Raw genomic sequence first — 23331 nt, 5'->3', positions numbered from 1 at the left:
CTGCTGGCAGAAGTGCGTAACCTGCTCGCCCTCAAGGCCAACGAACACAAAGTGGCCGAACTCAATCGATACTTAACCGAGTCCGTGCTCAAGCGGTTTTTACCAGCCCCCTTAGTCAAAAAAGCCGCCCACGGTGAGCTGCAACTGAACCTGACGCCAGAACCTCGGCTAGTGACAGTGCTGTTTAGCGACATTGTGGGCTTTACCCAACTGTCTAATACGCTGCGATCGCGACGGGTGGCCGAGCTGCTCAACGAATATTTTGAAGTGATGACCCAGGTTATTTTTCAAAATGGTGGGACCGTCGATAAATTTATGGGGGATGCCATCCTAGCCCTGTTTGGTGCCCCCGAGGCCCTGAGCCCCAATGAGCAAGTGCGCCGTGCGATCGCCACCGCCCGCCACATGTACCAAGCCCTAGACAAGCTCAACCAGCGCTGGCAGGGTGTTCCCTACGTTAAATTTCGCTGTGGCATTCACCAAGGGACAGCAGTAGTCGGTATGTTTGGTAGCCCAGAGCGGGCTGACTATACCGCCATTGGCCCCAGCGTCAACATTGCCGCTCGTCTTCAGGAAGCCGCCGACAGTGAAAGCATTTTAGTCTCAGCCGCCGTTGCTGACTATCTCGACGAACAGGAAATCGTCAAATTTAGCCCTTTGCAGCTCAAGGGCATTGATGAAACGGTACTCACATTCAACGTCAAAACCACTCTGCCTGAAGGCGTTATGAGCGCTCAACCCGTAGGCAATCCATAGCTGTGCATAATATGTCGCATGCGTTTTTTCGCCCGTGAGACCCGCTTGCGCAGGGTAGCCTGGCTGGGAATATTAGTTTCCCCCAACTCCGTCAGGCGAGTAGTGATTTGCTCCCACGACAGCCGGTCGATAGTTCGCCAAACCAGGAGCTGAGCGGTGTGATCATCTTCCCGGGATAGGGCTCGCAAAGCCTTATACAGCAGCTCTATCTCATGACCCAAATCAATGTTTTCCAAAACATAGTCCGGTTCGGCGCTGATGCGATACTCTATGTCCTCATAACTTTGGGAAGACTGCCGCTGCGCCTGACGACTTTTTTCACGCACAATGTTGAAAGCAGTTCGTTTGAGCCAGGCATGGGGATTATAAATTGTTTCGCCATTGCGCTGCCGCGTTTTGCCCCGAAGATACGCCTCAAACAAAATTTCATAGGGCTCACACTGGTGGATCAGTCGAAACTGGTACAGATGACGCCGGACCGTCGCGAGGGTGGAATACGCATAGGAATTGCCTTTACCTAAAATCTCTGAAAGGGCAAGATCTAAAACATCTAATAAAGGCAAGTCAGGTCGCTCAGCCATACCAATCGCCGGTTGATTATCTTAATAATGGAGTTCAAGGTGGACCTGTGACATTCCGTATTACGCCTGCGCTGGTTCAGAACTACGTCATTCAGCTTGATGGAAACCGCCGTTTAGCACACTGATTTTGCGCAAATCGATAAAGATTTAACGTTTGCAGTCACAGGGGCATCGCCCTTGTCACTAACCCCTTAGCGCCTTAAACCCACACACCTTATAACCCACAGCTCACTAAAGGTACCCTTATGTCTAACCACTTCAACCCTAGCAACTTAAATATTAGCGACCACGCTCAACACCATCGAGCCGTCATTCAAACCTATTGCCAGATAGCGACACAACCTACATTGAGCGATCACGATACGGCACGTTTAGATACTATTTTAGCCACCGCTGAAACGGACCCCTTACTAAGTTTTTTAATTGATGAAGCCGACCACATGCTAGCCCACCTACATGGCTTGATCGATGATGTCGAGATTGCAGATCAGCAGCAAAAACTCCAAACCTGTCTAAGCGAAGCATGGCTAAATCAGGCATTTCAGGATCTCACCCACCGTCTCCAAGAATCTCAGTGTCAACATTTGCAACAATACCTCCAGCAGGAGGGATTTTATCAAGGAGCCATTGACGGGGTAATGGGACCGGCCACCAAGGCGGCTATCAAGCAATGTTGCGAGCAACGGGGCGAACTACCACAGCCACTACCGATTCACACGCCTGATCCTGTGAGTGGGTAAATTCGCCGTCACATATTGGTCACATATGCATGCATGGCATCACTAGTAGATAAGTAAGCCTACTAGATGTTTTACAAAAGCACTATGCAACCCAACCTTCAGCGTTTAATCGAACGTTATCAGCAAGGTGAACGGATGTTTCACGGATGGGATTTAACGGGATGTGACCTGAGTCATTTGGAACTACCTGAGATCGACCTAAGCTACAGCAGCTTAAAGGAGGCTTGTCTGATTGGTACGGATTTGGAATGGGCAATTTTGCGGGATGTGAACCTAACCAAAGCTAACTTGACCCATGCGCATTTACACCGGGCAAATCTGCGACGGGCCAACTTAACAACAGCCACCCTACAGCGAGCCGATTTGCGGGCCGCTGACCTCAGCGGTGCCACCATCATCAATACCGTTTTTGCGGAGAGTAACCTGTGGGGAGCCGTGGCGCCCGATGGCCTCACTCCCCTCCATACAAACTGATTGGACTACCCCCTCTACTCCACTCGAAGACGACGAGTAATCACCACCAGGCCATCTTCTCGTACCAATAAGCCCGATACCCAGAGATTATCAGCTGCCTCTGGTGTATCCCCCAGCTTGAATAAGCCCCCAGCTGACAGCAGCTCGAGGTCGAGGGGACGTGGGGTAAAGAAATCTTCTGCAGTGGTGCCCTCATCTAAAGCAGCCCCCAACAAATAGCGTTCACCCAAGGGCTCTTGAACAATGGCATCAAACCCATAGCTGTCACCCGGCACCACACGCTCCGGGAGGATCACCACGACTTCGGGAGGGGTCACCTCAGAGTTAAGCTGATTACGCTCAGATAGAATTTCTTGAGACGTGATCTGAGTACCGGTAAATTGTTGGCGAGAACGAATCACCGACTCTAGGGTGAGCCGTCGGGGAGTGGTTTGCACACCGTCAATGTAGGTCACCGTCTCGGCAATATATCCACCGTCCTCCAATGCTTCCCAGGACTGCAGCTCGACACGATAGTCGAGGGTGTCGTAGCGCTCCCACAGCTGGGGCAGTGTGGCTTGGAGGATTTCATAGCTAAAACCATCGTTGTTGGTAAATTCATCGCTATAAAACGCCATCACCGCGTCAATATCTTGCTCGTTAGAGGCGGATTCTATTTGCTCTAGGGCATTGACTAGGGCAGCGGGGGCTGTCTCTGGAGAAGCCGCATAGGCGGACAAACTGTACACACTGATACCCAGCACACCGAGTGAAAAAAGCGGCCAGCGGCAAGGAGACGTCATGTATAAAGTCCTCAGTAATTTCAGTAACGGTGGTATGCGTAACATTGGGGCCACAACCAAGCCATAGATAGCGCAATCAGCTAAATCGTATAAATCAGCACCAAGGTCCTCCCATGGACTTGACTCGTCTGATCGGCTGATGGTTCAGAAAGCACTGCTCCATTGGCGCCAATTCAACGGATAATAGCTTCTGGCTAAGTTACCCTCAAATTAACCCTTGATCGTGCTTTTTAGTCTAAATAGACTAGAAAGATTGGACCATTGAGTCTTAGAAACAGCGGCCTGCTCCATCCCAGCAGCTGCAACACATGGCCAGGGTTGCTCACATTATGGACGACAGACGCAAAAATCGTGAAGGCAATAGGATTCTGATTGCGGCCAGTGGGACCGGCGGTCATCTTTTTCCTGCGATCGCAACTGCCGAACATGTTAATAGCCCGATCGAATGGCTAGGGGTACCCGATCGCTTAGAGACGGAGCTTGTCCCTGAGCAATACTCCCTCCATACAGTTCGCATGGGAGGTGTTCAGGGCAAACCGGGATTAGGCACCTTCAAAATTTTCACCCAGCTGGTCCAGGCCACTTTGGCCACTCGACGACTGCTCAACCAGGGGAATTTTCGCGGGGTGTTTACCACTGGCGGCTATATTGCGGCCCCAGCAATTTTGGCAGCCCGCAGCTTGGGCCTGCCGACTGTGCTCCACGAGTCCAATGCCATGCCGGGAAAAGTAACGCGGTGGCTCAGTCCCTGGTGTTCGCTGGTGGCCATTGGTTTTAAGGAAACTCGACAGTATTTGCCCAAGCAGGCTAAGACCCGGTGGGTAGGAACGCCTGTGCGATCGCAGTTTCTAGCAGACAGTAACGCCACCCTCACAGAGGTAGATATTCCCGACGATGTCCCGCTGATTGTGGTCGTCGGCGGTAGCCAGGGCGCTGTCTCTGTCAATCAACTGGTGCGAGCCGCTGCACCCACCTGGCTCAAGGCAGGAGCCTGGATAGTCCATCAAACTGGAACGAACGACCCGGACACTGATAGCCTGCACCATGCCCACTATATCCATCGTCCCTTCTTTAAAAACGTGGCAGCCCTATTCAAGCGAGCCACCTTGGTCATTAGCCGGGCCGGTGCTGGCACATTAACGGAACTGGCCATGACCCACACACCGTCCATCCTGATTCCCTATCCCTTTGCCGCAGATAACCATCAGGCCTACAATGCCGACGCCTTTGGCAAGGTGGGCGCCAGCAAAGTGTATTGTCAAGCAGAATTGGATGGCCACACCTTAGAGCAACGGGTCTTAGCACTGCTCGAAACCCCAGAAGAGCTAGACTGCATGAGAGTTGCAGCAGAGGCACTCGCCGTCAACGATAGCGCCCAGCAGGTGGCCAAATTATTACAGCAAATAATGGGTTAGGTAGGAGAAGATATCGCTGGCATGCTAGTGTGGACACACAAATCAAATAGCTGGGTAGCATGCTGTTAGTTTGAGCGCAAAGGCGTATGCTACCTGGGTGGTTGCCCATGCTTCTATTTAAAGGCAACCATGGCAGAGAAGATTTCAGACTTTGATCAAGCGGTAGCAGCTTATAAGGATAGTTGCGATCGCAACAACATGACCTTCCAACAACCCAGTGAAGAACACTCTGAATTGATCCACAATGTTATGTACTTGAGGAAAAGCCCGGCTAGCTATGTAGCCAGGTACGATACCCGACGACAGCGTGTACTTGCATAATAGCCGCTCTTTCACATCGGCTTCTAATCTAGTAAAAACCGAGAAGAGCCTCTGGCAAAATTTGCTAGAGGCTCTTCTCTTTACGATCACTCATGACCTACCCTCGTTCAGCGTAGCTAGCAGGTTGAAATAGTCTTCTGAAACAGCGGTGACGGAAATGATGCCACAAGCACTCCCAACAGCTGGCCTTCTTCCAAAATCCATCGAGCAATTGGCTGGGGCGTTCCAGGCTGAGCAGCCTGACACATGGAAGCTTGGATCTCAATGACATCAGGAGGAGAATTATGAGCAGTGTGAGGCATGGTGACAACAGGGGACATGGCGATGACTTCCAACAGGTAAAAACATTCTGCGATTGTTCTTAGTTAAGAATACCGTATTCCCCTAAGAGATTACTGAGTAATTCTTGTGATCCTTGTGCTAGCACCCTGTGTTTTATATCACTTGATAGCTGTGAGTCTTTTTTGTTTGAATACTGCACAATGACTGAGAATAGGCACCTCTAGCCATTGTGCAGCCATCTATTGCGAGGCATATTTGAGCACATCGCTAGATCAAATGCCGACAGCGACACTCAATGTTGCACTTACGAAAGATATTTTTCATATGCTTTTTAACCGTATTGAGAGCTATCACCAACTCTTTGCTCACCTCACGGTAGGAAAAACCCTGTAAATAAAGCTCCCATACTTCAGCCTCTCGACCAGTCAATTCGTACCGATAGGCATCAGACACCGCCCGATGATGAGCAATCTGAGTCAGATCTTCAATGGTGACGAGAATGCACTTTGTCGGTAGGTTAGCCAGCTCAATCCATTCCACATTGAGCTGCAGACGAATACCACCAGGCAAAAACGCTGTGTCATATAGCTGCAGGGTATATTCAGGAAAATCATCACAGCTCTCCCGCAGAAAATTACACAGCGTCGTCACCTGTTCAGGGATAGCCCCAAAGTACTGAGGATCCACAGCCCCAAAGGCCTGACCTGGAACACCTTTTTGCAAAAGCATACAGAACTCATCAGCCTTGGTCGTACTACGCAGCAGACGACCCACATGATCAAATAGGATAAACCCCCGAAATGGAAAAACCTGTCCTAGTAGGACTTCAAAAATCAGGTCTAGATCATCCGTTGTGGAATTAATGGCGGGTAAAGCAGGGTCAGTTTGAGCACTCAAGACCTCATCCATGGGGGATATGAGGTCATTTACAGCTACCGTACTTAGCATCATGGTTCTGCATTGAATAAGGGAAACAATGGATGACTCGCAGCTAAAACTTGAATGGATAGAGGGTTGAATTCAAATTTTCTTGGGGCGATTCATCACAGTTCCTAACTTACGTAATTTGGCTGAACAGCATCGACGAGAGGGCTGTAGCGATCGCAAGTCTTGGTTAAGGCCGTGATTGATGCTCAAGATAGGCGTGGCACCCATCAGGGGGATGGGATAGTATCAAGCAGGGTGAAGCAGGGGTGAAGCATTTTGACTTCACGTTCTGCTGACTATTCTGGAACATTCATGGCATACAAAGAGGAGCATCGCCACCATGAATCATGAACTCAAGCCCAATGCTGTTGAGGAGTGGTTCCCGCTCGATATACAAAAGAAATACATCGAACATATTGTTCATCAGCCAGGTTTAAAAATAACCCTGACACAGGCTACTTATTTTGTCCGTCTGTGGGGCTATGGCTATCTCACTGAGCATGGCCTAGACCAAGGGCCAATTACCAGCCTCAATCGACAGATCGGCAGCTTTTACTGCTCCCACAGTGATGCCGCCGATTTGTTCTACACCCAAACCCAGGGAACTCCAAGAGCCGCAGGGCAGATGATCGACAAACTGGCTTCCAAAAATCTTCTTAGACGGGGCGAAGCCGACGGCATTGCCACAAGACTGAGCTTAAACATTCCCCAAAGCTATGAGCTACCTCAACCGGAGGAAATTGACGACACATTTTACACCAACACCTTTGATCCTAGAAACGATGCGACTCTAGTTGCTAACATTTTAGAGAAGCTCTATAGCTATGACCCAGAACGCCCTGAGAGCATGCTATACAATATCAAAAAAGGACTGCGACAATGGGCCAGACAATATCCCGAAGGTCTCAGGGTGTTAAGACGGGAATCAACTCAGGAGCCCGTGGGCTTTGCTGCTTTCCTGCCAGCCCATCCTGATTCAGAAGAGAAATTTGATCTCTCTCCCAGTCGTAGCCTCCATCTAAGTCGCCTGGATGTGAGAGAAGAAGATCCAATTAAAGTGGCCACTAAAGGAGATCCAGACTGCTACACCGTCTTTGTGCGTAGCTGGCAAATTGAGCTGGCTGTTTGGACCTATGAGAATGCCTGTGAGCTGATCAAAGACTCTCAGATTACCCTGAGGAAAATTCGCGATGACTTTCCTAATCTGAGTGATATTTACACCATCGCTATTCATCCTCTTTCAGAAGACTTTGCCCTGACTCTCGGATTTCGCATGACCAAAGCGGACCCTAATTCTTCCTTGCGCTGGCTATATATGCCTCTAGATCGCTTTCTGGCATTAGATTATGAGGATGTACTACTAAACTTTGACTACAACCATCGCTACAGCTAGCCTCAATTAGATATAGATCATAGATATCGGCATCGGCCTATTATCGGCCAGGTGGCCTACCACACACCACGAAATGACTGCATCACTTTAGAATGGAGTGGTTCTTATGTACTCAAGCATTAATGTCTCGACCAAAACAGCAATCCCCGCGTCCTCTCTTGGACCCACGGCTTAAGTCCCAGAAAACTACCGGTAAGTTAAAGTACTTCCGCCCCATGCCCTATCACATTGCCCTGAGTCAGGCGGCACGGCTAGAAGCTTGGACAGAGGAAGTAGAGGGCATGGGTGGCCCCGCAGAAGCAGCGGACAGCAGTGATTTTGATCCAAGATTGATGGAGCGCCAGCAAACGGTTGACTTGTGAGGTAATGAGAACACAGGTACACCTCGAGCGAGTCGGACATAAAAAAGCAGCAGGGCTAGGTTAATTTTAGCCCTGCTGTATCGTTAGCCGTTTGCTCTAAACTGCTGTTTCTAGGCTTCAGTACGAAGCTTTTCTAGAACACTTTGGTCTTCCATGGTGGTGGCATCGCCGACGAGTTCTTCGCCGCTGGCCAGGTTACGGAGAAAGCGGCGAATGATTTTGCCGGAGCGGGTTTTGGGTAGACCGTCGGCAAAGCGGATTTCGCCAGGGCGTGCGATCGCACCAATCTCTTTGACCACATGCTGCTTTAACGCAGCTTTTAGCTCATCGCTAGGGCTGTGGGTCCCTTCCAAAATCACAAAGGCAAACACATCCTCACCCTTGAGGTCGTCCTTGCGACCCACCACGGCAGCTTCGGCCACCGCTGGATGAGACTGCAGGGCCGACTCAATTTCCATGGTGCCAAGACGGTGGCCTGACACATTGAGCACATCGTCGGTGCGGCCCATAATCCAGAAGTAGCCGTCTTCGTCCTTGCGGGCACCGTCCCCGGCAAAGTAAACATACTTGCCGTCCTTGGGGGGAATGTGCTCCCAGTAGGTGCGGCGGAAGCGGGCATCGTCGCCGTAGACGGTGCGCATCATGCTGGGCCAGGGATGCTTGACCACCAGGTACCCGCCTTCGTTAGCAGGAACGGGGTTGCCTTCGGCATCGACAATGTCGGCCAGGATACCGGGGAAGGGTTTGGTGGCTGAACCGGGTTTGGTTGCGATCGCACCCGGCAAGGGCGTAATCATAAAGCCCCCTGTCTCCGTCTGCCACCAGGTATCGATAATCGGGCATTTCTCACCACCGATCACCCGGTGGTACCACATCCAGGCTTCCGGGTTAATCGGCTCACCCACCGTCCCCAAAATCCGCAGCGACGACAGATCGCGAGCATTGGGATGCTGATCGCCCATTTTCAAAAAGGCCCGAATTGCCGTAGGTGCCGTGTAAAAAATCGTCACCTTGTACTTCTGCACCACATCCCAGAAGCAGCCAGGGTTAGACGCCCGGGGTGCCCCCTCATACATCACACTGGCGGCACCGTTGGATAGAGGACCGTACACAATGTAGCTGTGGCCTGTAATCCAGCCCACATCCGCCGTACACCAGTAGACATCGTCCTCTTTGATATCAAAAGCCCACTTAAATGTGGTGTGGGTATAGAGGTTATAGCCTCCCGTCGTGTGGACCACCCCCTTCGGCTTACCGGTGGTACCGCTGGTGTAGAGAATAAACAGCAGATCTTCACTGTCCATCGGTTCCGCTGCACAGTCCTTAGATGCACTAGGCTGCACATCGTGCCACCACACATCCCGGCCCTCGGTCCAGTCCACGTCCTGCTTAGTGCGCTGCACCACCAGCACATTGGTCACACTGGGAACGGCATTACCTTCTAGCGCCGTATCCACCGCAGGCTTGAGCGGCATCGCCTTATCCTTACGGAAACCACCATCTGCCGTAATCACCACCTTGGCTTCGGCATCATTGAGCCGGTCCCGCAGCGCCTCAGAACTAAAGCCACCAAACACCACCGTATGGGCCGCACCGATGCGGGCACAGGCCAACATCGCCACCGCCGCCTCTGGGATCATCGGCATGTAGATACCCACGCGATCGCCTTTGGCCACACCCATATCCTTAAGGACGTTAGCCATTTGGCACACTTCAGCGTGCAGCTCCACATAGGTGAGGGTGCGGGCATCCCCCGGCTCCCCTTCCCACACCAGGGCTGGCTTATCCCGACGGGGCGTGTCCAGATGGCGATCGAGGCAGTTATAGGAAATATTGATCTGGCCGCCCACAAACCACTTTGCAAAAGGAGGCTGCCAGTCTAGGACGGTGTCCCATTTTTTGAACCAATGCAGTTCCTGCTCAGCCAGCTCGGCCCAGAACGCAGCAGGATCGGCGGCTGCTTTATCGTAGAGTGCCTGGTACTGATCGGCTCCAGAAATCGTCGCCGCTTTGGCAAACTCAGCGGGCGGCTCAAACAGACGCTGCTCATGCAGAATCGATTCGATAGCAGGCTGTGAGTTAGAGGATTGTGCCATAGGTCGTCGTCTTACTAGCGTTTCTAAATACGATCTAGGCTACCGGTTGAAACCACAGCCAAGCCGAAACTATCTATGTTTTTCAATATTTTTCGATGCAAAGACACCCAAACATCATTTTGGTTGAAAAACGTAAATTAACTGTAACGAGTTCGGTAGATGCGACCAGCGCTGTGGAGATAGGCTGAGCGCGGAGATGCCCCCTCGTCAAAACGACATCATCAAACAAATTGTCTTCTGCCATAACTTGAGTAATTTGGCACCCAATTGTTCCATTGGCTTTAACAACAAAGCTGTTGTCTATTACCAGATGTCAAGAACCAAAACTATCTGTCAAAAACCAGCTCTATCCCTCCAAGAAATCGCTAATTTGTGAAAGGACCACAACGGTTATCGATCGGCTGGTCATCCCAAAATCTCCTTAATCTTCTGGAGAATAACCCACACACAATCAAGTCTTTGCTGCTGAGCAAGGATCACGCACCATGACTGAAATCACCACATTGCTGCAACACTATAATCGCGGTCAGCGAGACTTTTCTGGCTTATCGCTGGCTGATGCCAACCTCAGCCATGCGGATCTAAAAGGGGCCGATCTCAGCTACAGCGATCTCAGCAATATTGACTTGAGCCAGGCAAATCTGCGCGGCGTTGATCTGAGCTACGCCAAGCTCAGCAAGGTGAACTTACACGACGCAGATTTGCGCGGGGCCATGCTGATTGGCACAGACTTGCGGGATGTCAGCTTGCAAAATGCCAATCTGAAAGATGCTGACTACATACCGGAGACAACTCGATTTCCCAGTGAGTTTGATCCGCAGCAGGCAAAGATGATTTCTGTACAAGGATAAGAAACTGGGTCTGGTCATCCGGTACTCGCTGAAAAAGCCAGACCTTCTAGTTCTATTCAAAGAAAAGCCCCTGATAAAACTATCAGGGGCGAATCACTGTGCCGTATCAAATGCTCTGTGTTAAGCAACAAGTGCTCATGCAGTGATTCCGGGTGCGATCGCTATCTATTGTGAAAAATGCCCGACTCACCAACATCCGCTTCTCGAATGTAATATTTCCTTAATAATCTGAGGAAATCCTCTGGCTGTATCCCTTTTAGAGAAAGGAATCTATCCGAGTTCATTTAATGTGTAGCCTAGCGAACCAACTTTACATTTGTTCATGTAATACTAAGGTTATGAGCAAGTACTGAGTCGATGAAATAAGGTTCTTAGCCTAATTCCATCTCAGCATTTCTAATAATTGGTGAGTCCCTGATGCTATTGGGGCAATGATTTTAAGATTCAAATATTTAAGGAAGGTCAAGATGCGTCATCATCAAGACGAAGTTAAGGTTGCTGTTTACTCGGCCCAAATGGCTGCCCCTGAGCAGCAGCGCGCTCAGGATGTACTGCTGGCTCTGATGATGGGTCTTAGTGCTATAGCAGTTATGGGGTTACGCTACTACTACTTTTAGGCTTTTTAGACCCAGCGTCTTTTAGACCCAATACAGATGAGCATGCGAGTCAGGGAGTGGGTTTCATTCTCTGGCTCGTGGCTTAATTTTGTGCAGGTGCTTCAAATTCAGGCATTAGCAGCAGCTGACTAGCTTCGACCTGCTCTGCCCAGACATTCAGCGTAGTGCCTAAGGACTGGTTGAGATTTGCGATCGCATCTGCCAAGTCAATCGCCGCATTCACCTCACTGTTCTGCGCCTCAACCACCGCATTTTGCAATTCCAGCACTTCAAAAATGTCGCGCGTTCGTCCCAGCCGCGCCCGCGCCCGCGCATTCTCTAACCGCTGAATTGCCAGCTCACGGGCTAAACGAGTTGAGGCAATCCGGTTGCGCGCAGAATCCACATTGCGCAGCTGATCGGCCACTTCCAAACGAATATCAGACCTCAGGCTTTCTAGACCGTTCTGCAGCTGTTGCTGGGTTACCTGGTTGCGCTGAAATGCCGTTTCCGCCGACTCATCTTCTAGCAGTCGGGTCAGCACCAGCTCTGTCGAGGCTGATGATAAATCACCTTCCCTCGCATTTGCCCGTAAGTCTAAATTCCAGCGACGATTATCGGCAGCCACCACACCATTAATCTGCGCAATTTGCACATTGAGTTGAGCCTGCTGATAATCGGGGCGATTGGCATAGGCAACGGTCACTAGCTCATCGAGAGAGGTCATATCAGACGGTTGTACCACTGCGCTCAGGGTGGCTAGGGTTTCCTCAGGAATGGTAATTTCGATGGAGTCGTCTAAATCTAACAGGTCTAATAGGTCAGACTTGGCTTGTTCTAGAGCGTTAGCGGCTTCCAATACACTGGTTTCAGTATCTGCCAGGTTAGCGTCGATCTCCACTAGCTCAAACCGAGGCCGCCGTCCAGCTTCGACTAGGGCAGCAATAGAGCGGCGCTGTTGTTGCTGAGTCTCAAAGGACAGTTGTTGAATCTGTAGGCTAGCCTGGGCACGAATGAGGGCGTGGTACGTCACAACGCTACCGGTAATGTCAGAAATGAGCCGCTGGCGTAAATCCAGCTGATTTCTAGTTTCCTGTAAACGTGCCACTTCTACGGATGCCGTATTCACCTCCCGACCAAACCCACGCAGCAAGGGTTGAGTTATGGTAACTCCCAACTCCTGCTCATCTAGAATATCCACCGTCACCTCCAGGTTAGTCCCCAAAGGAGTCAACAAATCAGCCCCGAGACGAGCTTCCTGCGTAATGTCTGTCTCATTTCCCGAGGCATCGCTCACTTCTAAGCTCAATGTGGGAGTAAAGTCTGGCTCAAAAATACTCTCGGCTTCTCGCAGTTCCTGCTGTTGAGCAATTCTATCCAAAACGGCGTTCTTAAGTTCACGGTTATTTTGGAGTAGCAGCGTAACCACATCTGTCTCTGTTAGGGATAAGGTTTGGGTAGAAAGGTTATTAGATTCAGACTCGTCTGCTTGAGGGATATCCAGTAGGTCACTTGCGGATGGGCCAGAAGCCGGTTCTTCCTGGAGTGGTGGCAAGTCAGGAAGGCTTGTCTGAGCTAGAGCAGACCGCGTAACAGGTAAGGTCAAAACACTAGCCAATAACAATGTTTTGAGAAAACTGTTTTGAAAGCATCTACTGACATGAGGTTGAACTCTCATTTGCATTAGTCACTCCGCAGGGCTTTGACAATATCAATCTGGGTAGCCCGTAGGGCTGGAATAAAGCTAGCTCCCACACCCACTGCCACGGCAGCACCCATGGATAAAGCTGCATTGCGAGGAGAGAATTGATAAGGCGCTTGAATGACTACAGTAGTAGTCACTCGAGTCAATCCGTGGACCGTGGCAACAGCAGCAGCTCCCCCCAACAAACTTAGAATGACGGCTTCTAAAATAAATTGGCTCATCACCTCTAGCTTGGAAGCACCAATGGCCCGACGAATACCAATTTCTTTGGTTCGTTCTAGTACTGCTGCAACCGTAATGTTGGCAATGCCTACTCCACCAATGACCAGGGCAATCAACCCAACTCCGGTGAGTGCTGCCGAGGCAATTTGTTGAATTTCTAAGTCCTCCAATAGATCTTCAGCATTACTTTGCATATAGACCTCTGCCTGGGGATAGCTATCTAGTAAAAACGCTTCGACCGCTTCACTTAAGGTACCAATTTGAGTAAGCGAATGGGCACTAATTTGCAACTGGTCCCAACGATATCCACCAGATAAGACCGACGCAAAGGTTTCGGTGATCCACAGCTCACCATCCGACTCCCACTCAGAATTAGACTTGGTTTCAATCACACCAATCACCACAAACCGATTGCCGCTGGCATAAATCGCTTTGTTTAGCGGCGACTGTCTCTGAAACAAATTTTCTGACAGCTTTTCATCGATCAGGGCCACAGGGCGATACTGCTCTGCATCCGCCTGGTCAAAGAACCGGCCCTGTAGTACGCGACGTCCGGTCGTCTCTAAGTAGTTTAGGGAAACACTACGGGCATCAATCTCCGCTTCTTGGGCCTCATACTGCGCATTTCTCACATTCCAAACTCGGCTAATGGAACTGATGGAACGAATCTCAGCAATTGAGTCCTGAAGAGATTTTTGCACCGCCTCGTCAATTTCGGGCTCGGGGCCTTCGTTTGCCCAAATATAAGGTGTGACAAAAGGTCGGTCTCTGGCAGCTAGCTTGATGTCGATCTGTTCACGGGTAATGGTTTGAATATTTAAGGTGGCGCTAACGGCTCCCACACCCATAAAAACGCCAAAGGCCGTTAACCCAGAGCGCAACCACTGATTGGTCAGGGAGCGCCAGGTCATAAATAACAAATCAGGTAAGGGGAGTCCCATGGCAGCTACTCAACCAGTGATGCATCCGGTGATGCATCCGGCGCAGAAAATTCGGGCTCGCTAATGGGCGTCCCTGGGGTAATAGTCAGCGTCGGGGGCACTAGCGCCACCTGATCGCCCACCCTCAGGCCCTCGGTCACCTCAAACAGGTCCAGACCTTGTAAGCCCAGCTCAATCGGTTGTTGAGCGGCATTACCCCGCTGGTCGCGGATCCAGACAAATGTGTCTGGGCCATTCCGCTGAACCGCTTCGGGAGGGATCACCAAAACGTTTTGCTGCTGCTCCGTGATGATTTCGACACTGACAAAACTGCCAGGAATCAAGGTTTGACTAGCACTGTCTAGCCTCACTTTGGTATTGACCCTGGCCTGACCTTCTTGAGAATTATTACCAGCGCCCTGCGGATTGATTGCCTGGGGCGATAGAGCCACTACTCGCCCCTGATAGTCTTGGGCGTCGGGACCGATGGCACGAATTCTCGATGGCTGGTTGATACTGACTTTGGCAGCATCCAGGGTGGAAAGCTGCAGGTCAACAATTTCTTGGGTAGGGTCCCCTAAGGTGAGTAACTCTGTATTCGTTGCGATCGCTTCTCCAGCACTAACATGTACTTTGAGCACCACTCCATCAATCGGTGAGGTAATAACGCGATCGCTAAGCTGCTGTTCTAACAAGGCCAGGGTTTCTTCTGCTGCTTTGAGGTCCAGCTCAGTTTTGGTCACCGCTAGCTGGGCATCTTTGAGCGCAGAGCGAACGCGATCTAGGGCGTCTTGATCATCACGCACCTCATCTTCAGAAATAAATCCCTGCTCCAACAGCGTTTGAGATTCTTGATATTGCTCAACCGCCGCCGACACTTGCTGCTGGACCTCAGTTACTTTTTCTTGATTACGATTGAGGTCTAGCGTTGCTTTTTGGATTGTGACCCGTTGCGATCGCAGCTCCTGTTCTTTATTGCGATCGCGCAGCACCACCAGCGGCTGCCCCGTTTCAACCTGGTTGCGCGTCGCCACCAGCACTTGCTCAACTGTCGCTTCGTTTTGAGGCGACTTTAGCGTTTGCTGCCCCCCAAAGGCCAACGTGCCACTTGCCGTCACCGTCAGCTCTACCGCCGAGCGCTCTACCGTATGCAAGGGAACAGAAATAGCCTCTACAGTGGTCTTGCGATAGCGCCTGTAGCCCCAAACAGATACAGCTGCTAAAGCCATAAAGCCAAGCAGCCAGATTGCGATCGCACGATAGGTTAAAGAGCGAGACGTCGCCCCCAAAGGATCCAAAGCCGCCAGCGACTTTGCCCTAGACTGCTCTGGAGACCCAACATCCGTCATATTTCCTGATACCTCGACAGCAAATGCCCATGATGTCTGCTTACTCCAGAGTAAAAGACCAGCCGATGACTGTCCATCATCGCCAAAGGTCGAATGGTTGAGAAAACAGAGAGCACCAGCAAAAGCGTAGGTTGGGTTATCCCATACCCAAATTTCTCGCTTTTTTCCAAAAACTCATTAACCCAACATTGGCAACGATCAACGCTCAAAAAATACATTTAGGCGATGTGGGTTGGATTTGTTGGGTTGATGAGACATTGCTTTAGAAGCAAAAGGTGCTGGTAGTGTTTCAACCCAACCTACACCTTATGCTCTGGGTTCTTAAAGTCCGTCTTACATCCCGCCTCCCAAGCGTCGGGCTGATTGCCATGGCCTGGAATTCCGTCACTATCCTTCAGCATTCGTGCCAGGTGCATACAGTTCCACGCCAAAAATGTAGTATTCCGATTGGTAAAATCATTGCCAGGACCACCGGAACCTGGATCTAGGTAGGACGGACCAGGCCCCACCTCACCGAGCCAGCCTGCATCCGCCTGGGGAGGAATCGTATAGCCAATGTGGGACAGCGAGAACAAAATGTTCATGGCGCAGTGCTTCACACCGTCTTCGTTACCGGTGATCAACGTAGCTCCCACCTTGCCATAGTCACGATATTGCCCTTTCTCATTGAGCAGATGAGTGTAGCCATACATCCGCTCCAACACCCGGTTGCATACAGAGCTTTTCTCACCGAGCCACACCGACGTACACAACACCAAAATGTCAGTCTCATCGATCTGTTTTTGTAGCTGTGGCCAGTCATCTTTATCCCATTCAGGGGTTTCAGACATATCCAAACCTAAACCTGCTGGAATCTCATAGTCCACAGGACGGATCACTTTAGTCTGGATGCCATTAGCCTCAAAAATCTCTTTGGCAATATTGATCACCCCTCGGGTATGGGAAAGCACAGGTGTACGGTTGAGGGTACAGTTTAGAAAAAGCGCTTTAAGATCGCTGTATTGCGCAGGTGCATTCTCGCATTGATGCTGAGTAATCTTGGCAAGTTGTTCTGTCATCAGAGTAAGTAGGTTTAGAAACAGTGTTTTTGTGTCGGCGTTCCTTTCGACTTCGATCAAGAAACGCGGATAGGTGACGGGGCTAAATTAATTCAGGATCAGCAATAATCTCCACCAGGGCGGGTCCCTGATAGGCCAGGGCTCGGGTAATTGCCTCATCCAGTTCCTCCTTGTTAGTGACCTGTATGCCCAGACCACCACAGTTCTCGGCATATTTAGAAAAATCAGGGTTGTGCAACGACGTTTGCCACACATCCCACTCTCCCGCCCGCTGCTCCTTGGAGATTTTACCCAGCTGAGAATTGTTGACCAGAATGTGGGTGATATTCATGCCATACTTCACAGCAGTGGTAAACTCAGCCAGGTATTGGCCCAAACCGCCATCCCCCGAAACAGAGACAATCGGTCGCTCCTGACCTGCTGCTGCCCAAGCGCCCATGGCAGCTGGAAACGCAAAGCCGATAGAGCCGAGATACCCCGACATCAGAACGGACTGGGACTGACATTCAAAGTAACGGCCAAAGGAATAGGTGTTGTTGCCCACGTCAACAGCGATGACAGCATTGGCGGGTACATGGCGAGTCATCGCGGCAAAGATACTGGCAGAGTTTAAACCATTGCCCCGATCATCTGCCTCACGGCGAACTTTTTCGGCGCGCCAGATGGCCCAGCGGTCTGCTATTTGCGATCGCTGATCCTCCGTCTCCACATTGCCGGTCAATGCCGCCTGCAGCTGCTCCACCACAATGCTGATTTCACCCCACACGGGTACCTCCACCGGGTGAAACTTACCCAGCGCCAGCGGGTCAAAATCCACTTGAATAATCGGCTTACCCGGATAAATGCCGGTGTGGTTCGAGAATGAGGCTCCTAACACCAGCAGCACATCCGCCTCATTCATAAACCAGCTGGCAATGGGCGTGCCACTACGCCCCAACACTCCACACCCTAGAGGGTGGTGATCCGAAATCAAGCCTTTGGCCTTAAACGTGGTCAGGATGGGAGCCCCTAAGCTCTCTGCCAGGGCAGTAATCGCCTCCATATTAAAGCGAGCACCGTGGCCAACAATAATCACCGGACGGCGAGACTGTTTTAACTTATCGATGGCTTGCTGCAATGACTCAGGAGGGGGAGCAATTTGCAACGGAGTGATGCGCCCCCCAGGGTCTGAAGCCGGAACATCAACGGCCTCCTGCACCTGAATCTCATCGGGAAAAATTAGATGAGAAACATCCCGCTTTAACAACGAATGTTTAATCGCTAGGGTCATCAGTTCAGCATGCTTGCTATGGCTAAGCACCGTCTGACTCCAGGCGGCAACACCGCTAAAGGCAGCGGAGAGATCGCATTCTTGAAAGTTACCGGTGCCCAATACCTGAGAATTGACCTGCCCCGTAAGCGCCAGAATTGGGGCGCGATCTACTTTGGCATCCCACATACCGGTGAGTAAATTGGTCGCACCCGGCCCCGCAATACTCAAACAAGCAGCCGGTTTCCCCGTCAGCTTGGCGTAGGCAGATGCGGCAAACGCAGCCGCCCCCTCATGACGAATGCCAATATAGCTGAGATTTCCCTGAATTTCCTGGCGACGCATGGCGTCGGCTAGTCCCAAATTCGAATGGCCCACCATGCCAAATACATGGGTCACGCCCCAGTTCACCATGGTTTCCACCATCACATCGCTGACGGTGCGGGTGTGGGGCGTTTCTGTCTCTAACCCTACATACACGCCATCGGAGCGCACCTCCACGGGAAATATATCTAGACCGTCATCTACGTCTAACTCTCCAGGCGGTGCCCCCGTCAGAGGACAGTAATCCCAGCCGTGCCAGGGACACCGCAGCAGACCATTTTCGATGGAGCCTTCCCCCAACGGCCCACCCTGATGGGGACAGCGATTATCGAGAGCACCATACTGACCTTGGTAATGGGTGAGAGCCAAGCTTTTATGGCCAGCGACAACAGTCTTGACTCGACCGTCGGGTAATTCATCTAGATCTAGAACGCGATACCACTGCGTTATGACATCAGGCATGGTCGTTCTCCTAAAATCTCAGTCCCAGGAATTATGGCAGTTGTTTATGAGAACAACCTAAACAAGCAACAGTAACGTTGTGTAAAGAGCAGCTCCGCCTGCAAACGACAAGAAACAACTTTCTTTCTCATCAGGTAGTTCTTGCTTCAAAATATGCAGAATGATGCTACCTGCCAAAAATGACCAAACGGCTAGGATTCCAGCTTCACTGAGGTGGATAGATTGACCTGCGATCGCACCCACTATAATTGCCATCGTCAACAGCCAGCGGCCATACCTGTCATAGGGAGCCTGGTGATGTTCCCGCAAACCATGATCAACAATAAAAAAGTGCAGAGCCATGGCCCCAAAAAACAAAAGGCAGCGTACCAGCGTGTGATCGCTCAACTCCTGTAGCAGGTAACCCACAATAATATTAAGCACTGTAAACGCAGCAATATGTATCCAAAAAACAGAATGTTGAGTGCGATTTTGATCGTTTCTATTCCTGTTATGCTGTCGAGACTTAAGTGCCCAAATATCTAACCCATAGAATACCAAAAGCCCCAATAGCGACAGAATATAGACATGATTTTCCACATAGGCAATCAGCGGCACCTCAGAATGCTCTATTGCCTCTTGCGCATGGCTTAACTCTGGAAAAATCTCCAGAAAAACATATCCGATAGACACACCACCCGCAAAGGACATCCATCGAAATTCAGAAATAAATGAGAAAATATTTAGTTTAGAAACAAACGCATGGACCAGTGCCAAACCTACCGTTAATACCAATCCCGGTCCAGACATAGCAGGCCCCTAGCGATACACATTATCGTTCCTTGACCATAGTTGTATAGATAGTGACAGCGCCACAAAAATGCTTACCTAAATTTACTTTGGCATTCTTAATCTGAGGCATTTCAGGACACTCCTAGTCCGACTTCAGCACAAGATATGAATCCTGCCTAGAGTTTTGTCAATGCTTCACATGCTATTGAAGTTTTCTAGAGGTTATACCGGCACTAGGCACTGAGTTATAGCTGATCACGTATATGTAATGTAGAAAAAGAAATTGGGGGCTTATCAGGGTACTCTCTGGCACCTCAGGCTTATTCCATTTTGTTCGTCCCTACGGCCAAGCTTTAATCGAGCTGCCGCTTTGGGTAACGTGCCTATATACGTGCCTGCCTAAGTCAAAAATAATATGAAGAACGCTCAGCATGATGCCTTGTTGGAACAAGCCTTAGATATCAGAGCTGCCCGTACGCTATGTAGAGAAGGTTGGTCTTGTGAACAAATCAATAGCGTCTTAAAAAAAGCTGATATCACTGACCAGCAATTTGCCATGATGCAGACTCAGTCTAGAGAGTTTGATAAGCTGCAGCAAGTATTTGGGCCGCCCGCTGATTCTCTATATTCAGGCCATGCTGAACCCACCCATTCAGCTATCGATTTTCTCAACCGGGGTCCGGACGCAGCCACTGATATTTTGAAAGATAAGGGCTGGAGCGGCTATGAAATCAGCCTCGTGCTTGAGGAAAGCATGTTTACTGGCTTAGAAGAAGCTCCCATAGCGGTACCTAGCAACAGCTATCACCGCAATCCTCCTATCATCATTCAACCGGCTTTTCCGACCCACAGCGACAACGGATATGTCGTGGGTCATAGTGATGCCGCCACACTGGCTTTACCCCACCCAGGTAGTCGAGCCCTTCCTCGCAGAAACTCCCGCCGTTCATTGAGCCGGGACACCTTTATTCTGACGTGCATGGCCGCATTTGCCTTAGTGCTGATCTACACGTTGCTGTAGAGGCTCGAGCCCATCTCTGAACCGAGAGATTTCTTCCGACAAAATCTGCGGTCTTAGCAGGGGCAGGGCCGATCACTCAATTACAAATTCATCAAAGCGGTTGATCGGCAAACAGTCTTCCACATCAATCCGCTGAACATTAGCCCGCACAGGCCCAGTTTGCGTCCACGCCACCAGAGACTGGAGCTGCCGCTCGGAGCCATCGGCCACAATTTCTACCGTACGATCGGGTTTATTGGTTACGTAGCCGGTCAAATCCAGCTCTTGTGCTTTTTGCCGCGTGTGATAGCGAAAGCCCACACCTTGCACCCGGCCATAGACCGTAATCTTGATTCTTGACATCTAAGGGGAGAGCTAACTTACTGATCCCCATTCTGTCTCAAATTGTAATTTTTTGTTAAGATTTATCACGTTCTAAAATTTTCGTGGTCAGGGGATTTATTTTTTGCAATCACCCAGGGATTTACATTGACAAAGACATCGGTTGATAGATATTTTTACTCATCGGCCCTGGGACGTGAGCTAATGCGGCGTTGACAGTGTCAACGCCAGCACCGGGGCGGCAGCTATTATCAGTCAGGTGGCGCTTCCAAGCACGGCTACCCGGCACGCCATGAAACAGCTGCAGCATGTGTCGAGTGATGGAGTGGAGCTTAGTTCCCTGCTCGGTCCAGTGAGCAATATAGGGCAACATAGCGAGAACAACCTGATGACGGGTCAAGGGGGCATAGTCTGCAGCATAAATATCGTGGTCAGCCTCAGCAAAAATATAGGGGGTGTCATAGGCGGCTCGACCAATCATGACGGCGTCTGCCTGCTGTAGATGAACCAGACTATGGCTTAAGGTTTTGATGCCCCCGTTGATTTCAATCCACAGCTGGGGTTGCTCCTGCTTGAGGCGATAGACATCGTCATAGCGTAGGGGAGGAATAGTGCGATTGTCCTTAGGACTGAGTCCCTGGAGCCATGCCTTACGGGCATGCACAGTAAAGCGATCGCAACCGGCAGCGGCAACCGTAGTGACGAAGTGGCTCATGTCCTCGTAGCGATCGCACTCATCAATTCCAATCCGATGCTTGACCGTGACTGGAATACTCACCGCCGCCCGCATTGCCGCCACACAGTCAGCCACCCGTTCCGGCTGGGCCATCAGACAAGCCCCAAAATGACCACTTTGCACCCGGTTGCTAGGGCAGCCCACATTGAGATTGACCTCGTCATAGCCCATATCTTCAGCAATGCGGGCACATTTGGCCAGCAGCTGAGGATTATCGCCACCAATCTGTAGCGCCAGGGGTTTTTCGGCTGGGTCAAACCCTAAGAGCTTGTTGCGATCGCCATGGTGAATCGCCTGGGCGGTGATCATCTCCGTGTACAGCAGCGTTTTGCGAGTGATCTGCCGCATAAAATAGCGAAAATGCCGGTCGGTGCGGTCCATCATAGGGGCCACACTGAGGGGATGGAGACGTTTGGCGGGGGGAGTCGTAAGGGACAAATCTGGGTTTTGTTGGGTTTCACTGTGTTCTACCCAACCTACGGTTGATGTTTTACTACGCTTTGTCATGGGTTGCCTGGGTGTCTAAATAAGCTTTGGCTTTTTGCGGTTGGCCCCATAGCACCTGTTCGTGTTTATAGATCACCATGCCAGGACGGGCTCCTTTCGGTTTATAGACATGTTTAGGTTTGGTATAAACCACCGGCACCTGCTCCGACTGTCGGGCCCGGCTAAACCAGGCCGCAATGTTAGCCGCCCAGGCCAGGTCATCATCACTGGCATTCACGCCAGGTTCCAGACGTAGTAGCACATGACTGCCAGGAATTTCCTGGGTATGGAGCCATAGATCATAGTCATTGGCCGCCTTAAACGATAGGGCCTCATTTTGGCTATTGTTGCGTCCTACCCAGACATCAGTACCACTGGGGGTTTGGAACTTATGAAAGTTGGGCAGGTCGGCCCGGCCCCTGGATTTACTCTGACGCTGATAGGGATCTCTCACATAACCCTGCTGTATCAGCTCGTCACGGATTTCTTCTAGGGCCATGAGATCGTCAACAGTCCTATACTGAGCGGTTTGGAGCAGGGCAGCTTCCACTTGTTCAAGGTAGTGCAGCTCCGTTTCCACCTCCTCCAGCAAAGGCATCACCGCATCACGGGTGCGCTTCAGTTTTTGATGTCGCTTATAAAAAGCCTGGGCATTTTGCACCGCATTTTTTTCAGGATTCAGCGATAGCGTGACGGGCTCTCCTGATTCAAACGCCTTCAGCTGAATCGACGACATCCCTGGTTGCCACTCATGGAGATAAGCCATCAGTAAATCTGCTTCCACGCGATAGCCTTCAGCCTGGTCAGAATCCTCCAACCGCTGATAAAACTTAGCCGCCTTTTGGCGCAGTTTACCCGTCAAATTTTTGATTTTTTGAGTGAGTTGATGGTGCAGCTGTGAAAAGGTTTGTCGGTTGAGCTGGGTGCTGTAATAATCTTCCAACAGCTGCTGGATTGACCCTGCTACAGGTACCGCCGTCCAACCTAGGACGGTATATCCTGACTCAGTACGGCCTGGTTGAAAGTCATTTTTTTCCAGACATTGGAGCCAGTGTTGCCAATGCCCATACGGCTGATGCCAATCGTCCGCTGTCAGACTATCTGTCACTTGATTAGGAGCCAGACCAGCAG

24 protein-coding genes are annotated in these 23331 nt (G+C 50.7%); 10 read left to right on the top strand and 14 right to left on the bottom strand.

The window, feature by feature from the left end; all coding sequences use genetic code 11:
* Positions 1-756 (top strand): adenylate/guanylate cyclase domain-containing protein (locus IQ260_RS09330; protein ID WP_193992833.1); only part of this gene is annotated, 756 nt, incomplete at its 5' end.
* On the opposite strand, the gene IQ260_RS09325 is transcribed toward IQ260_RS09330, so the two are convergent.
* Positions 735-1337 carry an RNA polymerase sigma factor gene (locus tag IQ260_RS09325; protein WP_193992832.1) on the bottom strand — a complete coding sequence of 201 codons (603 nt, stop codon included), beginning with the start codon at positions 1335-1337 and terminating at the stop codon, positions 735-737. The genes IQ260_RS09330 and IQ260_RS09325 overlap by 22 nt on opposite strands.
* A gap of 245 nt (positions 1338-1582) precedes the next feature.
* On the opposite strand from IQ260_RS09325, the gene IQ260_RS09320 reads away from it, so the two are divergent.
* Both IQ260_RS09320 and IQ260_RS09315 read left to right on the top strand, forming a co-directional pair.
* Positions 1583-2077, top strand: a complete 495-nt coding sequence (locus IQ260_RS09320) for a peptidoglycan-binding domain-containing protein (RefSeq protein WP_193992831.1) — start codon at positions 1583-1585, stop codon at positions 2075-2077.
* Between the two features lie 84 nt (positions 2078-2161).
* Entirely contained in the window at positions 2162-2551 is a 390-nt protein-coding gene (locus IQ260_RS09315) for a pentapeptide repeat-containing protein (RefSeq protein WP_193992830.1), read from the top strand.
* Between the two features lie 14 nt (positions 2552-2565).
* Here IQ260_RS09315 and IQ260_RS09310 read toward each other — a convergent pair whose 3' ends face one another.
* Positions 2566-3333, bottom strand: a complete 768-nt coding sequence (locus IQ260_RS09310) for a nuclear transport factor 2 family protein (protein WP_193992829.1) — start codon at positions 3331-3333, stop codon at positions 2566-2568.
* A 308-nt stretch (positions 3334-3641) separates the two neighbouring features.
* On the opposite strand from IQ260_RS09310, the gene murG reads away from it, so the two are divergent.
* Positions 3642-4748, top strand: a complete 1107-nt coding sequence (murG, locus tag IQ260_RS09305; protein ID WP_228015767.1) for an undecaprenyldiphospho-muramoylpentapeptide beta-N-acetylglucosaminyltransferase — start codon at positions 3642-3644, stop codon at positions 4746-4748.
* Positions 4749-4877: 129 nt separating this feature from the next.
* Positions 4878-5069 carry a hypothetical protein gene (locus IQ260_RS09300; RefSeq protein ID WP_193992828.1) on the top strand — a complete coding sequence of 64 codons (192 nt, stop codon included), beginning with the start codon at positions 4878-4880 and terminating at the stop codon, positions 5067-5069.
* Positions 5070-5185: 116 nt separating this feature from the next.
* Here IQ260_RS09300 and IQ260_RS09295 read toward each other — a convergent pair whose 3' ends face one another.
* Entirely contained in the window at positions 5186-5371 is a 186-nt protein-coding gene (locus IQ260_RS09295) for a hypothetical protein (protein ID WP_193992827.1), read from the bottom strand.
* A 247-nt stretch (positions 5372-5618) separates the two neighbouring features.
* Positions 5619-6302 carry a helix-turn-helix transcriptional regulator gene (locus IQ260_RS09290; protein ID WP_193992826.1) on the bottom strand — a complete coding sequence of 228 codons (684 nt, stop codon included), beginning with the start codon at positions 6300-6302 and terminating at the stop codon, positions 5619-5621.
* Positions 6303-6618: 316 nt separating this feature from the next.
* On the opposite strand from IQ260_RS09290, the gene IQ260_RS09285 reads away from it, so the two are divergent.
* A complete protein-coding gene (locus IQ260_RS09285) occupies positions 6619-7671 on the top strand; it encodes a hypothetical protein (protein WP_193992825.1) in 1053 nt (350 codons plus the stop codon).
* A 122-nt stretch (positions 7672-7793) separates the two neighbouring features.
* Positions 7794-8033 (top strand): hypothetical protein, encoded by a 240-nt coding sequence (locus IQ260_RS09280; RefSeq protein WP_193992824.1) that lies wholly within the window; start codon positions 7794-7796, stop codon positions 8031-8033.
* Positions 8034-8143: 110 nt separating this feature from the next.
* Here the strand turns inward: IQ260_RS09280 and acs are convergent, their stop codons facing one another.
* Positions 8144-10129, bottom strand: coding sequence for an acetate--CoA ligase (gene acs, locus IQ260_RS09275; protein WP_193992823.1), 1986 nt, complete (start codon positions 10127-10129; stop codon positions 8144-8146).
* Between the two features lie 485 nt (positions 10130-10614).
* Between acs and IQ260_RS09270 the strand changes: the two genes are divergently transcribed.
* Both IQ260_RS09270 and IQ260_RS09265 read left to right on the top strand, forming a co-directional pair.
* Positions 10615-10980, top strand: a complete 366-nt coding sequence (locus tag IQ260_RS09270; protein WP_193992822.1) for a pentapeptide repeat-containing protein — start codon at positions 10615-10617, stop codon at positions 10978-10980.
* 467 nt (positions 10981-11447) lie between these two features.
* A complete protein-coding gene (locus IQ260_RS09265) occupies positions 11448-11597 on the top strand; it encodes a hypothetical protein (RefSeq protein ID WP_193992821.1) in 150 nt (49 codons plus the stop codon).
* Positions 11598-11679: 82 nt separating this feature from the next.
* Here IQ260_RS09265 and IQ260_RS09260 read toward each other — a convergent pair whose 3' ends face one another.
* From IQ260_RS09260 to IQ260_RS09235, 6 genes are all read right to left on the bottom strand, one after another.
* The gene (locus tag IQ260_RS09260) at positions 11680-13182 is read right to left on the bottom strand and encodes a TolC family protein (RefSeq protein ID WP_193992820.1); all 1503 of its coding nucleotides are present in this window, start codon (positions 13180-13182) and stop codon (positions 11680-11682) included.
* A 77-nt stretch (positions 13183-13259) separates the two neighbouring features.
* Positions 13260-14444, bottom strand: coding sequence for an ABC transporter permease (locus IQ260_RS09255; protein ID WP_193992819.1), 1185 nt, complete (start codon positions 14442-14444; stop codon positions 13260-13262).
* Between the two features lie 5 nt (positions 14445-14449).
* A complete protein-coding gene (locus IQ260_RS09250; RefSeq protein ID WP_193992818.1) occupies positions 14450-15772 on the bottom strand; it encodes an efflux RND transporter periplasmic adaptor subunit in 1323 nt (440 codons plus the stop codon).
* A gap of 299 nt (positions 15773-16071) precedes the next feature.
* Positions 16072-16830, bottom strand: a complete 759-nt coding sequence (locus IQ260_RS09245; RefSeq protein ID WP_193992817.1) for a flavodoxin family protein — start codon at positions 16828-16830, stop codon at positions 16072-16074.
* Positions 16831-16912: 82 nt separating this feature from the next.
* Positions 16913-18865: a thiamine pyrophosphate-binding protein gene (locus IQ260_RS09240; RefSeq protein WP_193992816.1), complete on the bottom strand. Its 1953-nt coding sequence runs from the start codon at positions 18863-18865 to the stop codon at positions 16913-16915.
* Between the two features lie 57 nt (positions 18866-18922).
* Positions 18923-19654, bottom strand: a complete 732-nt coding sequence (locus tag IQ260_RS09235; protein WP_193992815.1) for a hypothetical protein — start codon at positions 19652-19654, stop codon at positions 18923-18925.
* Between the two features lie 397 nt (positions 19655-20051).
* Here IQ260_RS09235 and IQ260_RS09230 point away from each other — a divergent pair, with 397 nt between their 5' ends.
* Entirely contained in the window at positions 20052-20657 is a 606-nt protein-coding gene (locus tag IQ260_RS09230; protein WP_193992814.1) for a hypothetical protein, read from the top strand.
* 72 nt (positions 20658-20729) lie between these two features.
* On the opposite strand, the gene IQ260_RS09225 is transcribed toward IQ260_RS09230, so the two are convergent.
* The 3 genes from IQ260_RS09225 to IQ260_RS09215 form a co-directional block, all read right to left on the bottom strand.
* Complete coding sequence (locus IQ260_RS09225; RefSeq protein WP_193992813.1) at positions 20730-20999, bottom strand: acylphosphatase; 270 nt, start codon at positions 20997-20999, stop codon at positions 20730-20732.
* 121 nt (positions 21000-21120) lie between these two features.
* Positions 21121-22221: a tRNA dihydrouridine(20/20a) synthase DusA gene (dusA, locus tag IQ260_RS09220; protein WP_193992812.1), complete on the bottom strand. Its 1101-nt coding sequence runs from the start codon at positions 22219-22221 to the stop codon at positions 21121-21123.
* Positions 22208-23331 (bottom strand): Rqc2 family fibronectin-binding protein (locus IQ260_RS09215; protein WP_193992811.1); only part of this gene is annotated, 1124 nt, incomplete at its 5' end. The genes dusA and IQ260_RS09215, both read right to left, overlap by 14 nt.

Source organism: Leptolyngbya cf. ectocarpi LEGE 11479, from assembly GCF_015207065.1.
Taxonomy (GTDB): Bacteria; Cyanobacteriota; Cyanobacteriia; order Phormidesmidales; family Phormidesmidaceae; genus Leptothoe; species Leptothoe ectocarpi.
This window is presented reverse-complemented; position numbering and strand designations above follow the sequence as displayed.